The following is a 17,943-nucleotide window of genomic DNA, read 5'->3' on the forward strand; positions in this document are numbered from 1 at the left end:
ACCATGCCTGCTGCGAAGAAAGCGTTAACCGGTTATGAAAAAGACGATAGCGAGGCATTATGGTTATGGGACGATATGCCGGAACTTGAAATGGAAATCGGCTACAAAGTCGAATCGCTGCTCCACTTCGCAAGCTCGCCGTACCAGGAAATCAGCATCGTGGAAACGAAAGCGTTCGGACGAATGCTCGTCCTGGACGGAACGCCGCAAATTACGGAAAAAGACGGATTTATTTATAATGAAATGATTACGCATATCGCCCTGGCTACCCACCAACAGCCGGAACGCATCGCCATCATCGGCGGCGGCGATTGCGGACCCGCGCGCGAAGCGTTGAAATATTGCGATGTACGGCAAATCGATGTCGTGGAAATCGATCCGCAAGTGATTGAAGCATGCCGCACTTGGTTGACCGGAACGAAACCCGACGATCGAATAAGCATCGTTTATAACGACGGGTACCCTTGGATGCGTAAACGGAAGAAAAGATCGTACGACGTCATTCTCGTAGACCGCTCCGATCCGTACGGGCCTGCAACCAGTTTGTACAAGCAGCGCTTTTATGAATACGTATACGAAGCGCTGGACGATGACGGCATTGCCGTGTTCCAATCGGGCTCCCCGTTCTACGATCCGAATACGGTACGATCGACGTTTCGCCATTTGAACAAGCTGTTCCCTGTCGTTAGGCCCTATCTATGCGTAATCCCAATGTTTCCCGGAGGGGTATGGTGCTTCATGCTCGCCTCCAAGCAATGGGATCCGCTGCAAGCGAATCTCGAACGGCTGCAATGGCGCGAAACAAAATACGTCAATCCCGACGTATTTCGTTCATCCTTCGTATTGCCGAATTATGTGCAACGCATTGTGTCAATGAAATAACATGGAAAAAACCGTATAGCGCTGCAATCGTCTACACGGTTTTTCCATGATTACAATGTCAGAACGATCCGATGCGTCTGGCCGTCGTCTTTCAATTCCACATAGGGACCGTCCTCGCCGAAATTCCCTTCCAACCGGACCTCTTGGCCGTCCATCCGCATTGTCGTATGCTCGGATACGGAACATTTGCGCTCCGGGTTTTTGACCGCAATTTCATAACGGGCCGTTCCATAACGATAGCTGGCGGCAAATTCCGGCCATTCGGCTGGAATGCACGGATCGATATGCAGCCGGTTTCTGCGCCGGCGCAGGCCGACGATCCATTCCACCCCGGCTTGATACATCCAGCCCGCCGCTCCGGTATACCACGTCCAACCGGCCCGCCCTTCATGCGGACTGGCCGTATATACGTCGGCCGCCATGCTGTACGGCTCGCCGTAATATTTGCGAATTTCGCCCTGCGTTTGCGTATGCGTAATCGGATTTAACATATGGAACAGCTCGAACGCCTTGTCTCCGCATCCCAGCTTGCACCAAGCGATTATGCTCCATAACACGCCGTGCGTATACTGGGCGCCGTTCTCGCGGATCCCCGGCGGGTAGCCTTGAATATATCCCGGGCTCGGCTCCGTCCGATGAAACGGCGGCGTCAGCAGCCGGACAACGTTTAACGAACGGTCCACCAGTTCGCGGTCGAACGATTGCATCGCCTGTACCGCCTTGTCCCGGGGTGCGGCGCCGGACAATACGGACCATGATTGGGCGATGGCGTCGATGCGGCATTCCTCGTTGCGCACCGATCCGAGCCACTCGCCGCCGTCGGTGAAGGCGCGCCGGAACCATTGCCCGTCCCAGGCGGAAGCGTCGACCGCTTCGGCGATTTGCCCGCGGATATCGCGGTAGCGCTTCGCCCGCTCTCCGTCTCCGGTTCGTTCGCATAATTCCGCGAAGCGCTGCAAAATATCGCATTGGAACCATGCCAGCCATACGCTCTCTCCGCGCCCTTCGTCCCCTACCCGATTCAAGCCGTCGTTCCAGTCGCCGATTCCGATCAGCGGCAGCCCATGCTCCCCAAAGCGCAAGCTTCGTTCGATCGCCATGACGCAATGTTCGTAGATCGAGCCGCTGCGCTCGGAGCGGGCCGTTTCTTCGTATCGTTCATGCTCCTCCTCGCCAAGCGGTCCGCTGCGCAAATACGGAACGGTCTCTTCCAGAACGCTCTCGTCGCCCGTCTGCTCCACGTATCGCGATACTGCATACGGCAGCCACAGCAAATCGTCGGAGAACCGGGTGCGGATGCCTCGTTCCGTCTCTTCATGCCACCAATGCTGAACGTCGCCCTCCTCGTACTGATGAGCGGCATGCAGCATGATTTGCGCCCTCGTCAAATCCGGACGGCAATGTAGCAAGGCGAGCGAATCCTGCAGCTGATCGCGGAATCCGTACGCGCCGCCCGCTTGGTAGAATGCGGAACGCGCCCACATGCGGCACGAGAGCGTTTGATATAGCAGCCAATTGTTCAGCAGAACGTCCGCTTCCGGACTCGGCGTCTTCACCGTAATTTGGTCCAGCACATCCGCCCAGAATGTTTGCGCGCGTTCGAATTGGCGCTCGAATTCACGATCTTGGTCGTATTTGCGAAGCAAAGCGACGGCCGCTTCGCGGGATTGCTCGCATCCGAGCAAAATATAGACGCTGCGCTTGCCGCCGGGTTCGATCGTCAGCCCCTTGCGGATGGCGCCGCAGGAATCGCTCTGCACTCCCGTTCTGCCGGACAATAGAAGCCGGTTCATCGCATCCGGCCGTTCCGCGGTGCCGAGCCGTCCGATAAATTCCCGCCGGTCCGTCGTCCACGAAAGCTCCGGCGACGGCTCGGAAACGGCCTTCCCATTCGGCGCTTGCCCGTTCGCGGATAAGTTCGGCCGAGCCGGACCGGTACGAATCGACAAGAACGCGCGCGCGTCCCGGAACGTCTCTTGATATGCGTTGCGCGCGATGATCGCCGCAGCCGATTCGTCCCACTCGGTTACAATAAAAGGAGCGTTGTCTTCGCGTTGGACCCCGAGAACCCATTCGGCGTAATAAGTGACGGAGAGGTTCCGCGGCGTGTCGGACCGGTTCTCGAGATGGAGCCGGATCGCCTTGACGGGATCGTCGATCGGAACGAAAACGGTCAGTTCCTGCGCCAGCCCGTGGCTTTCCCGCCGGAAGCGCGAATATCCGCGGCCATGCGCGACGGTGAACGGAACGTCCGACTGGCCGCGCTCCGCGATCGTCCAGCTTTCCCCGGTTTCCTCATCGCGCAAATAGCATGCTTCGCCGGGACGGTCCAGCACAGGATCGTTAGACCATGGCGTAATTTTGCATTCCCGGCTGTTGCGCCACCATGTGTAGCCTGTAAGCAGTTCGGAAACGAGACTGCCGAAACGCGGGTTCGCCATCACATTGATCCACGGCGCGGGCAAATGGTTGCCGTTTCTCATCAAGATGCGGTATTCCTTGCCGTCTTCCGTAAAACCGCCCATCCCGTTGAAAAACAATAAAGATTGCGCCGGCTCCGCCGCAACCGGTTCGTACGCCCGCTGCGGCGCGCCGGCCGCAAGCGGAGCCGGCAGCGGGCGCTCGCGCCGAACGCGAAGCTGCGCGCGCAAGCTCGGACCGTCGGCGCGGAGAACGATGCGCGATACGGCGAACAACAGCGACTTGTCTTCGTCCGCAAGCTGATTGGCGGCGATGACGTATACTCCGCCTTCGCCGGAGCGGGACATGTTCTGTTCCGCGGCGCGCCTGATCGCTTCCTGCACATTTTGCTGGTATCCCCCCGCCGATTCGTTCAGAATGACAAGATCGGCTTGGATTCCGATGCGGCGCATATAGTCGTGGCCGCGAATCATTCGGACGACGAAAGGCATATCCGCCAAATCGGCCGCGCGCAGCATGATGACGGGACGGTCGCCCGACACGCCGTGCGGCCATAATCCCGATTGCCCCTTCAAGTTCGCTGCGATGCCGGCGGCTCGCTTCTGTTGCAGCGGCGCCGCGTATAACGCCCTGCCCGCAAGCGTCTGGAAGAGTCCCGCGTCGGCAGCCGTCATATGCAAATGCCGCAATTCGATTTGCGTATACGTCCAGGCGAGTTGGAACGAGCGATCCGCTTGATGCTCGTCGGATAACCGCTTGACCAAGCCGATTGCGTCTTCCTTCGTATCGGCGATGCCGGTTACCGCGATTAACCGGACGCGTTCTCCGGCTTCCAGCGTAATGCGCCGCCGCATCGCGAATACGGGATCTGCGACGGAACCGGACGTTCCCTTCAGCGAGGTGCGAATCGCTTGCGGCTCGGCCAGCGAATAACCTCTGCCGACAAACTTCGACCGGTCGGTTTCAAATTCGGGCGACCCTTCGTAGGAACCGGCCACATGCAAGGCATGAAACGCCCAAACCGGACGCTCGTCATCGCTGCGGGGGCGGCGGCGGGCCAGCAAACATTGGGCTTCCGCCGCATATTCCGTCTCCACGAACAACTTGTTGAATGCTTGATGAGCATGATCCGCTCCGGGCGGGGCAAGCACGATTTCGAGATAAGTGGTTACCTCGAGCGTCCGCGCTTCGCTCCCGGAATTGGCGATCGTCAACCGGCGGATTTCCGCGTCCGACTCCGGCGATACGCATATTTCCAGGCTCGTTTCCATCTCGCCGTCCTTGCGGGCGAAGGTTGCTTTATCCAGCGAAAATACGATGCTTTGCTCGTCCGCGGGCGCGCGGCAAGGCCGGTAAGCCGGAGACCATATCGTATCGCGCGTAACATCGCGTATGTACATATATTGGCCCCAGTCGTCCTCTGTCGGATCGGAGCGCCAGCGCGACACGGCCATCCCGCGGCTGCTGCTGTAGCCGCTGCCGCTGTTCGTGACGACGCTCGTATACGTTCCGTTCGAGAGGATGCACACTTCCGGCATCGCCGTCGCAGGGGTAGCAAACTCGCGCGCGGCGCTCGACTGCGCGTCGTTCGTTTCGAATTTGCGCCGAAACGATTCCGCGGTCCGGCGTATAATCGCCGGTTTGTCCGGCATCCGTTCTTTCAGCAGCAATTCCGCCGCTTGCACCCGTTTGTCGCGGTGAAACCGGTCGTACATTTTGTACGGCAACAGCAAATTGGCCAGCGTCAGCATGCTCATACCTTGATGATGGGCCATGAAATTGCGGATGACCATATATTTGCGGCCTTCCGGCATGCGATTCGCCGTATAATCGATCGCCTCGTACAACCCGTATTTCCCGCGGGCGTCGAGTTCGCCTATTTTACGCAAGTCGTCCATGCCCTGCCGCCCGGCAAACGGCAAAGCCATGATCGCAGCGTAAGGCGCAACGACCAAATCTTCTTCCAGTCCGCGTTTCAAACCGAGTCCCGGAACGCCAAACGCCCGGTATTGATAGTTCATCTGATGGTCGAACGCATAATACCCCGATTCGGATATGCCGAACGGAACGCCCCGTTCGCGGGCATATTCGATTTGCCGGTTCACGACGGCCTGGTACGTATGATCCCATATCGTGTCCCGATAGTTGCGCATAAGGAGCCACGGCATTAAATATTCGAACATCGTTCCCGACCAGGAGACGAGCGCCGGCTTGCCGCCGACCTTCGTCATCGAGCGGCCCAGCGCGGACCAATGGGACACCGATACTTGCCCGAGCGCGATGGCCACGAAGCTCGCCTGTCTCGCTTCCGATGCAAGCAAATCGTATAAGATCGTCTCGCGCTCGCCGGTTCCGGCATGATACCCGAGGGAGAACAATTTCGCTTTATGGTCGTAGAGCGGACGAAAATCGGTGCCGGTCGCAAGCGATTCGATCCGGGCCAGCAAGCGCCGTCCGCGCTCCGCCCAATCCGCTTCCGCCTTCCCGTCCCGATCGAGCCATTCCGCAATCCCTTCTTTGACAGCGAGAAGGCATGCGACCAAATTGCCGGAATCGACGGTCGATACATACAGCGGCGGCAGCGGAACAAGCGTCGTCGTATCGTACCAATTGTACAAATGCCCGTTCCATTTCTCCATGCGTTCAATCGTCTCTACGGTTCGCTCCAACCGCTTGATCATACCGGGCGTGTCGATAAAACCGAAATCTCTCGCGGCAACGATGCATGCGAGCAGAAAACCGATATTCGTCGGCGAAGTGCGGTGGGCGACGCCGTTCGGCGGCTCAAACTGCACGTTGTCCGGCGGCAAGTAATGATCTTCCGCACCTGCCAAATCTTCGAAATAAGCCCAAATTTGTTTGGCCAGCGTTCGGAGTTCCGCCTGTTCCGCAGGAGAAAGCTGCCACTCGAATTCGGCCTTCGGTTCGTCCAGCCAGCGTATGCTGAACGGCGCCGCGGCCCAGACGACGCCGAATAGTATTCCTATCGCCGTTAGCGCGCCGGAACTGCCGAACAAAACGGCCAACGCAAAGGCGACGACGAACGCATAGCCGCCTCTCATGCCAAGCAGCAGCGGCTGGCCTCCCCGTCCGCGGCTGCGTTCAATCTCGGCCGAACTGACCCATTCGAGCAAATGCCGTTTCGAAATGCAAATGCGATATAAAGTGACGCAAATCGCATGCAGCATGAGCGCGCTTTGGTACGGAAGCATCAACATCGTCAGCAGCACTTGCCCGAAGGCGGCGGAAATTCCTTTCGGATTCCAGACGGAGCGTCGACGAACAGCGATACATTGGCGAATGACGGGAAGGAAGAACGTAATAAGCAATACCGCCAACATCCGGAAGGGGTATCCGGGGAGAACCGTCAAGCTGAGCGCAATCAACAACAGCTGTACCGGCGGCAATAAGCTGCGGCGCAAATTATCGATCATTTGCCAACGGGTGACCGGCGACAAATCGACGGGCTGAAGATTGCCGCTGCGGTCCCTGGCGGTCCGCTTCAACCAGATCAGCAATTGCCAATCGCCGCGCACCCAGCGGTGCATTCTTTTCTGATAGGCGCTGAATGTAGCGGGATGTTCGTCGACCAATTCGATATCCGACAGCAAACCCGCGCGCAAAAAGCCGCCTTCGAGCAGGTCGTGGCTGAGTACGCGGTTTTCCGGAATTCGTTCGCATAACAGCTCCCCAAACAAATCGATATCGAAGATCCCTTTGCCCGTAAAGATGCCATGACCGACACCGTCCTGATACGGATCGGATACGGCAAACGCGTAAGGATCGACTCCGGGCACGCCGGACCATAATTGCGCCAATCTCGACCGCATCGCCGATTCGTGGCTGATTCCGATCCGGGGCTGCAGTACGCCGTATCCTTCGACAACCCTTGTCCGGGAGCGGTTCAAGCGCGGACGGTTGTACGGCAAATGCATCGTGCCGATCATCCGCTGGGCGCTGCCGAGCGGAAGCTGCGTATCGGCATCGAGCGTAATAATATAACGGAGCCGGCCGTAGACCGAGGCATCGCTAACGACGAAATCGTAGGTTGTATCGCCGCGCCCGCGCAGCAGTTCGACGAACTCTACCAGTTTCCCCCGTTTGCGTTCGCGGCCCATCCAGACTTCCTCCGCCTCATTCCATTCTCTGCGGCGTTGAAACAGATGAAAAGTCGAACCGTTCGGGCCGGAATAGGCGGCATTCAACGCCTCGATGCGGGCGCGCGCTTCGCGCAGCACCTCCGCATCCTCCGGAAGTTTCTGTACCGAAGCGTCGGTGAAGTCGCCGAGCAAGGCAAAATGCAAATTCGGATCGCGGCTGGCCAGATAGTGCAGTTCCAAACGGTCCGCCATATCTTTCACTTCTTCGGGCGTTGACCATATCACCGGTATGACTACCATCGTGCTCGCTTCCTCAGGAATGCCGGCGGAAAAGTCGTAGCGCAGCAGCGGACGGGGACGGACGAAGCTTTCGATCAACCAATGCGTCGCCGTGACGGCCCACTCGCCGGCCGGAAACAGCAGCGCGAGCAAGATGGCGGCCCATCCGGCCGCGCCGTAATCGCCCCCGCCGCCGATCCATGCCGATAGCGCGAGCCATATGACGACAAACGAGCCGCCAAGCAAGGCGAAATAGGAACCGCTATTTCGCCGGAACAATCCTCTTCCCGGCGTCGACCGGGGATTGCTGCACGTTTTCAAGGCGCGCTTCAGCTTCTTGATTCCGTCCTCTTCGAGCAAATAATAGGCGAGAAACGTTGCGCGAGGCGGGGAAGGTTGCTCAAAGGAATGGCAGTCGCCGTCTTCCTGCGGCCTGCCCTCCGAATCTTCCTCGCCCGCATGCCGATCGCCCTTCCGGCCGGCTGGCTCCGCCCCGGCTACTTGCGGCATCGAATGCGTCCGCTCCGCTTCCGCCGCGGCAAGCTCGACCGCCTGTTTCGCGACCAAATTTTCCGGAACGCGCATCAGCGCAGCCAGTTCTTCGACTCGCTTGCGCAGCAAATTTTTGCTTGAATCGTCAAGCCGCGGATATGTATCCGCGCTGTCCTCGCGCAATGTGCGCTCCGCCAAACAGATGCGCTGGAATATGTCGCGCCATTCGTAGCGAATCAATTTGCGCAAGCTGCCGATCATATTGCCTGCCGTCACCTGATAGGAAGTTTGAAGCCGATGCTCGTACGAAACGATTCGATCCAAACTTTCCGGTCCGTTCTCCAGTTTGCACAACAGCCAATCATGCACCATGGCGGAATCGTCCGCCCACTCCCGCAGATGCCCGACCATATGAACGATCATCGGGCCGGACAGCGGGAAGCGCTCCCCTGCTTCCTCCAACGCGGCGTTCAGCGTCTCGGCATTGAATTTGGAGGGCTCCACATGCGCCAGAAATCGTTCGACCTGAACGCATATTTCCCGGCGTTCCCGAACCGATTCCATCACATCGGCCAGACGCCGGATCAGCGTCATCCGCATCAGAAGCGGCAGCGACCATGCTTCCCCGATGGAGAGTACGGACACTTCCTGGTACGCATTGATATATGTAACGAGCGATTCGGCATCCGCCGAGCCGTCCGTTTGTTCGAGATAATCCGCGCAAACGGATTCCACCCGCAATTGATCCGACTTGCGCAGCCCGAACAATCGGCGGAGCAAGGGATCGGACAGTTGGTCCCGTATATCCAGCGCTTGCTCCTCGATAAATTCCGCATTGTCGAGCAGCCATTCTTCCGCAGGCTGGGAGCAACTCGCATGACAATCTTGCAAAGAGCGCACGAACGACCGCAAACGTTCTACGTCGGCGTCGAAATCGCGCCAAACCCGTTTCGGCGAGAATCGAACCGTGCGGAGCTGATGCTGCAGCGCTAGTTCGCGCGCTTGTTGGCGAAGCTTTTCATTATCAACGATCATGAGTCCTCCTGGCGAAAATCGTAGTTGAACACTAACAATATTCCCCATTTTGGCCCGTTTTTATGAATATACTTTTTTTATAACAAAAAAAGAGAGCCCCGCTAGAGCACTCTTCCTGAGTCTGATTCATCTATTCCAAAATATAAATCGTCACGTTTTGAATTCCGAACGTTTTCGCTTTCGATGGCCCTGTCGGGACGAAAATATCGATGCGGTTGCCGTCAATCGCTCCGCCTACATCCGTCGCCTTGCCGACAAAGCCGCCCACAGGCAACCCGTCAAAATCATAGCCGGTTACATACACTTTCGCTCCAAGCGGAATCATGTCCGGATCAACTGCGACCGTTCCGACTTTGAGCGGATTTCCGAAGTAATCGACCGCGCCCCATTCGCCGTTCTCGCTTGCCGCAGAAGTGTAGGCGGTCGCCTTTACGTCCAATTTTTTCTTATACGTCAATTGTTGTCCATTCGTTTGGATCACGTTGGCTGCTTTCAAGGTTGAAGCGATAGCGGCCTTCGCCTCCATCTTGGGAGCCGACTCCTCGCCTGTCTTCTTTTCGTCTGCCTGGTCTGCAACAGGAGCCGATTGAATCCGGACTTCCTTATCGTTCGTCGGAATTTCAATCTTCAATCCTTTGTAAATGTTCAAAGGATCGATATTCGGATTGGCGTTCATTAACAGTTGCAAATCCACGTTATACCTTTGCGAAATCACATAAAACGTATCATTGTCCCCGACCGTGTACGATTCGGCCATCGCGGGTACCGCTTGCATCGATAGCGCTAATGCAATCGCTGCGGCAGCTAGTTTTTTCTTGCCAAACAAATGCATTTCCTCCTTTTGCCTACGAGGTTAGTTGTCGGGTTAGGGTTGAGGAACAACCCTTCGCGCTGAAACGCTGCGATTCACCCCTAGGAAACGCCGCTCGACGATCGATTTCGTCCAGAGCCGTTGTCCTGCAAATCATCCCCCGCACTGTTGTTGTAGTTTCGGCTAAAATGAATATATCACAATTTTGTAACCATGTATGTATGAAAATGTTGGTAAGTCTTGATACGTCTTGTTTTTACGCGATCTTTCGGATTCGTTCGATTACAATTCTGTAAATGTTGACAAAAAAAATCATACGACCGGTCACAGAGACTCGGCGTATGATCGTCATCTTCATGTTACAACACTTTGCTTAAAAATTGCCGAGTTCGCGCCTGCTGCGGATTGCCGAACAAATCGGCCGGCTTTCCTTGCTCGATGATCGCGCCGCCGTCCATAAAGACGATGCGGTCTCCTGCCTCCTGCGCAAATCCCATCTCATGGGTGACAATGATCATCGTCATGCCGGAAGCGGCCAATTGCTTCATCACTTCCAACACTTCGCCCACCATCTCCGGATCCAATGCGGAAGTCGGCTCGTCGAACAGCATGACATGAGGTTCCATCGCAAGCGCCCGTACGATGGCGATCCGCTGCTTCTGCCCGCCCGACAGCTGCGAGGGGAACGCGCCGGACTTGTCTTCAAGCCCGACCGTTCGGAGCAGCTTCCTTGCCTCCTCTTCGGCTTGCAGCTTGTCCTTACGTTTCACCTTGCGCGGCGCCAGTGTAATATTATCCAACACGTTCATATGCGGAAATAGATGAAACTGCTGAAAAACCATGCCCATCTTCTCGCGCGCCGCATCGATATCGTAATTCGGCGCCGTGATCGCCTGGCCTTCGAATTCGATCAGTCCTTGCGTCGGTTGCTCCAATAAATTGATGCATCGGAGCAACGTGCTTTTGCCCGAGCCGCTCGGCCCAATGATGACGACGACTTCGCCTTTACGGACGGAAAGATCGATGTTGTTCAAAATCGCCAGCTTGCCGAACGATTTATGCAATCCCGAAATGTTAAGCATTGGCTTGATGCCTCCGTTCCGCTACGCCGAACAGTTTGGACAGCGTAAACGTTAATATGAAGTAGAGGATGGCAGCCAGCACGAGCGGTTTCATCCCCTCGAACGTGCTTCCGCGAACAATTTCCGCGTTATACATAATATCCGAGACGCCGATCAAAGACACGATGGACGATTCCTTAATGACGACGATAAATTCGTTGCCGATCGCCGGCAAGACGTTGCGCAGCGCTTGGGGGAAGACAATGTAACGCATCGTCATCGCATGGCTCATTCCGAGCGAGCGAGCCGCTTCCGTCTGTCCTTTATCGACGCCTTGAATGCCTGCGCGCAATATTTCCGCCAAATAAGCGGCGCTGTTCATCGACAACGCGATGACGCCGGACGTGAATTTCGGCAGTTCGATGCTGAACGAGGTCAGCCCGAAGTAAATGATGAACAATTGGACCATCAGCGGCGTTCCGCGCAGAAATTCGACATAAGCGACCGCGATCCAGCGCAAAGGCTTCACGCCTGACAGCCTCATCAATACGAGAACGGTACCGAGCAGGAAGCCGAAGATGACCGTAAGCAGCGACAGCCACAACGTCATGGCGGCGCCGGTAATGAAATATTGCTTGTATTCCGCGAAAAATGAGATAATATTCATACTCTGTCTCCTTTATCCGCCGCTTAATCCGTTTCCGCCAGTTTCGTCGCCTCCGTTACGAATTGTTCGATTCGTTGTTCTTTCGTTAGTCTGTCCAACGTTTGGTTTATTTGCTCAGCCAGTTTGGCGCTGCCTTTCTTCACGGCAATCGCGAACCCTTCGTCTCCGGAATCAGGCTCCGCTCCTGCTACGGCCAAGTTCGAACGGGACTTCGAATAAGCAGCCGCCACAGGCATTTCCAGTACGATCGCATCGATCCGCTTCGCTTCCAGGCTCAATACCAAATCGGAAACTTTGCTAAGCGCTTCTACTTTGGCATCCGGCACCGAGCGGGCAATGTCCTCGTAGATCGTCGTTTTTTGGGCCCCGATTTTGGCGCCGGCCAAATCGTCCATCGTTTGGTAACGATCCCGATCCTCGCTGCGCACTAATACCGCCTGCTCGGACGTATAGTAAATGTTGGAGAAGTCTACATTTTTTTTGCGTTTTTCCGTCGGGTTCATCCCGGAGATGACCATATCGACTTTTCCCGTATTCAAGGCGATCAGCAAGCTGTCGAAATTCATGTCCTCGACGACTAGCTCAACGCCGAGATCGTCGGCAATCGCTTTGGCGATTTCAATATCGAATCCGACGATTTGATCTTTGCCGTCGATCGTTTTATGAAATTCGTAAGGCGGATAGTCCGCGCTGGTGCCGAGAACGATCCGTTTATTTTGCTGCACGGTATCCAATCGGTCGGCGGCGCCCGCGCCGCATCCCGCCAACATGCCAATTATGAACAAGCTTGCAATGATTGCCACCGCTATTTTTTTCATTACTACAATCCCCTTTTATGTCTAGTCTTGCTGCAAACAAGAACTAATTATAAATGAAAATGCATGAATATGCATACAAGTAATTTGTGGTATTATTTCCATTCCGCAAAATGGAAAAAACCGCCTCGCGGTCGCATTGCTTCGAGACGGTTCGATTCGTGAGTCCGTTTTCACGGCTAACGGATCTATGGGACTCTATTTGAGCAAAATCGAGACTTTTCAAAATGTAACGGAACCCACGAACCTTATTTGTCTCTATTCATTCATTTTTCGCTAGAAAAACAACAAATAAGGGCGCTGAGATCCGTTAGAATCCGAAATAACTTCTTTTATCCGCTTTAAGGTCACCCACATCCGTTAGAATTGTGAACGTCGCGCACATCTCTACCCCAACCGGCCTTACATCGCCTCAACGCTTCCCAAATGCACGCCTCCGCCGCTCCCGTCAAGTCACGTTTGTCCTTGTTTCCTGCAACTAGGGTTGGTACATCATTAAAGCGTTGTTCTCCGTAATCCACTCGTCCGCCACCGCTTCGCCTTCCGCACAATGCGGCATATTTCATTATGGCGCACGAAACCGCCCCAATATTGCTGGATAATTCGATGTTCTTTCTCGTATATTTCATAGGACTTGTAGAACATTCGCCCGCATAACAGTCTAAACCGGGAACGCTTCGTCGGCTTCATAGTTGCGATTTGCATCGGGTTTCAACCCTTCCGGCCTCTTCTTCTTCGCGCAAATGTAAAAAGGCTTAGCCCGAATCGGACTAAACCTCCTGCTGCTGTTTCTGCGTTTCGTTCTCCGGCTGCGGCTCTGTCCGAGGCGCTTTCGGCAACATAACGCTTACCGTCGTTCCTAATCCCGGCTGGCTCTCGATTTCCAAATGGCCGTGATGCTGTTCGACCAATTCGTTCGTAATCGCAAGTCCCAAGCCGGTTCCTCCGCCTAGCGGATTCACTTGATAGAACTTCTCCGTCACTTTCTTCACATGTTCCTCGCTGATCCCGATCCCGGTATCGCGGACGGACACTGTGCACGTCTCATCGGTATGATCGATATGAATGAAAATATTCGATTCCGGATGAGAAAATTTGATCGCATTATCGATAAGATTCAAAAATACCTGCTTCAACCGGTTCTGATCGCCGACAACAGGCGACGGAACGCCGCTTACGTTCATCGTTAGCTGAATCTGCTTCTGTTCCGCCTTGGAGCGCACCTGCAATATCGTTTCGGAAATGAGCGTTTCCAACTCGACGTAATTCATATTCAATTTCACTTCTTTTTGCTGCAAGCGCGAGAAATCGAGCAGTTCTTCCACCAGGCCGATCAGCCGTTCCGTTTCCTTGGAAATGATATGCATCCCGAGCTTCGTTTCCTCCGGATCCGTGAAATTGCCCGATTCCAACGTCTCGCTCCAACCTTTAATTCCGGTAAGCGGAGTACGCAGCTCATGGGATATCGACGATATAAAATCGTTCTTCACTTTGTCGCTTCTTACGATTTCCTCCGCCATATAGTTCAATGTCGAAGCGAGTTCGCCGAGCTCGTAACGATAATTGCCTTCCACGCGCACATCAAATCGCCCGCGCGCCATTTGCGCGGATACCGCGGTAATATTGTTAAGCGGCTTCACGATGGAGTTGGCGAGCCCGATGCTAATAATGAGCACTAGTGCCAAAATGACGATTCCGACGGCAACGGCGAGCAGAACGATCGACATGATTTTGCCGTTGACCGCTTCGAGCGACGTGACGTAGCGCAGCAAATAGCTCGTTTCCCCGTTAATTTTCAGCGGAGCCGTAATGGCCATCACCGATTCGTTCGTTCCCGCCTGCTTGCCGAACCAGCGGCCTGTGCTTCCGTTTAAAGCTTGCGATACGTCCGAGGTTTGAACGCTTTTCTCCACCTGAAATCCGCTGGAGCTGATCAGCACTTCCCCTTTTGTATTCAAAATTTGCAGCTCCGTATTATCGAGCGAGAACATTTTGAGCAAGCTTGGCAAAAAACTCGGATCTTTCTCGGCAAATGCATTTGCGTAAAATTTATCGTAATAGGATGTCGTTACCGCCGCGTGATTCATCATATATTGACGAATGCTGTTGTAGTAATACGTTTGAATGGCAATCAAAAAAACGATTTCCACAATCATCAGTGTTAAAAACACGACGATAAAGTAATGCAATACGATTTGGCGGCGAATCCCTTTTTTGATCATCTCGCTGCGGGTCCTTTCCACTTGTAGCCGAATCCCCACACCGTTTCCAAAAATTCCGGCGAAGAAGCGTCTTCCTCAATCTTCTGCCGCAGGCGCCGAATATTCACATCGACGATTTTCGGATCGCCCATATATTCTTTGCCCCATACATGATCGAGGAGCACATCGCGGCTGAGCGGAACGTCTTCTTTCTCCAGAAACAATTGGATTAAAGAAAATTCGGTCGGCGTCAAGTCGATCAATTGATCGTGTTTTTTGAATTGCTTGGAGATTAAATCGAGCGTGAACGGCCCCGATTTGAACGTGACCTTCGCTCCCGCCTCGCGGTGGACGTTCACCCTGCGCAGCAAGGATTGAATTCTCGCAATCAATTCGGTCGGGCTGAACGGCTTGCTTACATGATCGTCGGCCCCGACGGACAAAGCGTACACTTTATCTTGTTCCTGCACTTTCGCCGTCAGAAAGATAATGCCGATCCGCTCGTTTGTCTCCCGAATTTTGCGGCAAACTTCGAAACCGTCGATGCCCGGCACCATGACGTCCAGCAAGGCGATATCGATATCCGGATCCGATTCGTATTTTTGCAGCGCTTCGTTGCCGTCGGCCGCTTCGATAACGTCGAAACCGTTCCGTTTCAAGTTAATGACGATAAAACTTCGAATCGATTCTTCATCTTCCAAAATCAATACTTTACTCAAGGACGATCACCGCTTTCTTTGTTACTTTTCGGGAGTTCCATCTCCAACTTCGACTTTTTCGCCGTTAACTCATATTTGCTGCGAAACGCAACGACTCTATCTTCGGAACGGGACAATTCCGTCCATCCCTTCTTATTCGCTTCCCACTTGCCGGTTGGGAAAAACTCGATTTCGGCGAGCGTCTCGTTCGTATCGACGTCGACGAAATGCAAATATTCCCCTTGCTTCGACCGGATATCGAGCGTAACCCTGTTTCGCCAATCCGAAGGGAAATTGAAATAAAAGCGTTCGTACGGATCCCGGTATTGCAGGGCGATAAACTTCAGCCCGTCGGCTCCGTCCCATTGATAAAACGAATGGAACCACAGCATATCGGGCAAGTTTACATGTTCCCATCCTTTCGGCGTTTCCATCATGCCGATCTCGATAATTCCGTCGCCGTTAATGTCCTGGCTAGGGACCGGCTGCGGTTTGTACGTCTGTTGATCCGACACGACTTTGCGCAACTGATCGTTCTCCAGTACGACAACGTCCGTGTAAGCGGAATGCGCGCCGACCATCGCATCGATGAAGACCGCCTTGCGCCCTGGCGCCGCCTCGCCGGCAACGACGTTATAATACGTATTCACGAACGGATCCAGCGTTAAGGAGCCGATATCTTTAAACTTGCCTTCGGCATAGCGCATCGACGTAATCGTCGAGGTTTGATTCGGCTTCAGCATGACGATCGTCAATTCGTTCGAGCCGTCGCCATCCAAGTCGTTAACAACATATGAAGTATAGGGCTTCTCCAATAACTTCTCCAGCTGATTATTTTGATAGGAGTAGACGACAAGTCCTTTCTGCACCTCTTGATCCGCATTCGCGTATCCGACGATCAACTCGATATTGCCGTCGTTCGTCAGGTCGAGCAGTTCAAACGAATCCAAATCCGTTCCTTCGCCGTCGAATTCCATCTTTTTCGTCCAGGTCTCTTTGCTGTATTCCCAGATCATTCCGTGAATGCGAACATCCTGTTCGGGAGTCGAATAGAATACGATCGCTTCCTTGACTCCGTCCTGATTCAGGTCTCGCATTCGAATGGCGCTCGTATCTTTGGCGTTGCGGGGACGAATAATTGAAGCGCCTTCCGGAAGCGCCGACATAATCAACCCTTTTAAGTTTTCTTTTTCCGCCGGCAAATGAGGAACGCTCATCAGCGACTTGGGGTCTTTAGTCAGTTCGCAGCCGCTTGCGAGCAGCATGGCCAAACCGAGGCAAACGACCCCTAACCATTTTGTTTTCAAGCAGTTCACATTCCTTTCGTATGCTCTCATTTTATCCGAAGAGGAGTGCATTATGCTGTGCGGCCGGAATTAATGGCGCGATTTGAACGTGAACGGTTCCATCGTTTCGTCAAGCGGTTCAAACGTGTAACCCCGGTCCTGCAAATAGGTTAATATTTCTTCTAAATATTGAGCCGTCTGCTTGCGGTCATGCAGAAGGATGATGGGAGCCTGGCCGCGCTTTTCGAGCGACGGCACCGCTTTTTTCACTTCGTCGACCATGCGTTTATCCTTATATTTCCAATCGAGGCTGTCGATATTCCAATCCCATAGCAGATAACCCGCATCTTGCACGGCTGTCAAATATTCGGATTTCATATTCGGCTTGCTGCCGTAAGGGGTGCGAATCAGCTTCGACTCGACGCCGGCGATCTCTTTCACCGTATCTCTTCCCTGGTCCATCTCCTTCAGGACGGATTCTTTCGATTCGTAAAACTTTTTGACGGAATGAGTGACGCCATGCATCGCGAGCGCGTGCCCGTCCTTGCTCATCCGCTTCAACGCGTCGGGATGTTTGCGCATATTCGGCTCCAGCATGAAAAAGGTTGCCTTGGCCTCGAATTGATCCAATATATCCATAATTTTATCCGCATTCGGGCTGGGTCCGTCGTCAAACGTCAAATATGCGACTTTTTTATGAGTTTGGTCTTTGCCGGCGTGGGTTTCCGATGCATCGTTTCCTTGATCGTTGCGATTCGGTTTGTCGGGTTGTTCCGTCCCTTTCGAATCTTTGCCGGTCTGCTTGCCGGGCTGTACGGGCGGCTTGGCAGGTTGTTCCGGTTTGGTCTCCGGCTTCGTGTCCCGTTCCGGTTGCGAGGATGAACTTGGAGCCGGCGGGCCGATAATCGTCGCCGATGCGTTCTCGCTGTTAATCGAATGATTCCGCTTGTCGTTCTGATTGCCAATCGCTTGAATTTGTATAATCATGCCAATGATTGCGATAAACATTACTGTCCATGCAAGACGGAAAAACGTCCTTCTTCTCCGGTACTTCCTGCGCTGCCGTTCATCCGGAGGCCGTTCCTGTCGTTTGTAGCCGAAATCTTGTTGCATAACCGCTTTCCATCCTGCCTTTCTGTCGAATTGCCGACTCTATCAATTATAGAAAAGAAGCGGCGAAAAAGAGTGACAAACA

11 protein-coding genes and 1 riboswitch are annotated in these 17,943 nt (G+C 54.2%); of the genes, 1 reads left to right on the top strand and 10 read right to left on the bottom strand.

Features of this window, described 5'->3' with window-relative positions:
* The first annotated feature begins 3 nt into the window (after window positions 1-3).
* Window positions 4-882 carry a polyamine aminopropyltransferase gene (speE, locus tag LQ229_RS19415; RefSeq protein WP_216538937.1) on the top strand — a complete coding sequence of 293 codons (879 nt, stop codon included), beginning with the start codon at window positions 4-6 and terminating at the stop codon, window positions 880-882.
* A gap of 50 nt (window positions 883-932) precedes the next feature.
* Here the strand turns inward: speE and LQ229_RS19420 are convergent, their stop codons facing one another.
* The 10 genes from LQ229_RS19420 to LQ229_RS19465 all read right to left on the bottom strand — a co-directional run bounded on the left by LQ229_RS19420 (window position 933) and on the right by LQ229_RS19465 (window position 17,861).
* Complete coding sequence (locus tag LQ229_RS19420) at window positions 933-9,209, bottom strand: glucoamylase family protein (RefSeq protein WP_230192619.1); 8,277 nt, start codon at window positions 9,207-9,209, stop codon at window positions 933-935.
* A 130-nt stretch (window positions 9,210-9,339) separates the two neighbouring features.
* Window positions 9,340-10,041 (bottom strand): 3D domain-containing protein, encoded by a 702-nt coding sequence (locus tag LQ229_RS19425; RefSeq protein WP_216538935.1) that lies wholly within the window; start codon window positions 10,039-10,041, stop codon window positions 9,340-9,342.
* A riboswitch (cyclic di-AMP (ydaO/yuaA leader) is annotated at window positions 10,038-10,215 on the bottom strand. It overlaps the preceding gene by 4 nt.
* A gap of 164 nt (window positions 10,216-10,379) precedes the next feature.
* Window positions 10,380-11,102, bottom strand: a complete 723-nt coding sequence (locus LQ229_RS19430) for an amino acid ABC transporter ATP-binding protein (RefSeq protein WP_216538934.1) — start codon at window positions 11,100-11,102, stop codon at window positions 10,380-10,382.
* A complete protein-coding gene (locus LQ229_RS19435) occupies window positions 11,095-11,748 on the bottom strand; it encodes an amino acid ABC transporter permease (RefSeq protein WP_230192620.1) in 654 nt (217 codons plus the stop codon). Before LQ229_RS19435 ends, LQ229_RS19430 begins: the two co-directional genes overlap by 8 nt.
* A 23-nt stretch (window positions 11,749-11,771) precedes the next feature.
* Entirely contained in the window at window positions 11,772-12,566 is a 795-nt protein-coding gene (locus LQ229_RS19440; protein ID WP_216538932.1) for a transporter substrate-binding domain-containing protein, read from the bottom strand.
* Between the two features lie 492 nt (window positions 12,567-13,058).
* Window positions 13,059-13,253, bottom strand: a complete 195-nt coding sequence (locus tag LQ229_RS19445; RefSeq protein ID WP_230192621.1) for a hypothetical protein — start codon at window positions 13,251-13,253, stop codon at window positions 13,059-13,061.
* Between the two features lie 80 nt (window positions 13,254-13,333).
* Complete coding sequence (locus LQ229_RS19450) at window positions 13,334-14,824, bottom strand: HAMP domain-containing sensor histidine kinase (RefSeq protein WP_356711372.1); 1,491 nt, start codon at window positions 14,822-14,824, stop codon at window positions 13,334-13,336.
* On the bottom strand, window positions 14,782-15,483 hold the full coding sequence (locus LQ229_RS19455; protein ID WP_216538930.1) for a response regulator transcription factor: 702 nt from the start codon (window positions 15,481-15,483) through the stop codon (window positions 14,782-14,784). The genes LQ229_RS19450 and LQ229_RS19455 overlap by 43 nt, the downstream gene beginning before the upstream one ends.
* Window positions 15,480-16,769: a hypothetical protein gene (locus LQ229_RS19460; RefSeq protein WP_216538929.1), complete on the bottom strand. Its 1,290-nt coding sequence runs from the start codon at window positions 16,767-16,769 to the stop codon at window positions 15,480-15,482. The genes LQ229_RS19455 and LQ229_RS19460 overlap by 4 nt, the downstream gene beginning before the upstream one ends.
* Window positions 16,770-16,838: 69 nt before the next feature.
* Complete coding sequence (locus tag LQ229_RS19465) at window positions 16,839-17,861, bottom strand: polysaccharide deacetylase family protein (protein WP_216538928.1); 1,023 nt, start codon at window positions 17,859-17,861, stop codon at window positions 16,839-16,841.
* Window positions 17,862-17,943 lie beyond the last annotated feature (82 nt).

The organism is Paenibacillus sp. CECT 9249 (assembly GCF_918697855.1).
In the GTDB taxonomy this organism is placed as follows: Bacteria; Bacillota; Bacilli; order Paenibacillales; family Paenibacillaceae; genus MSJ-34.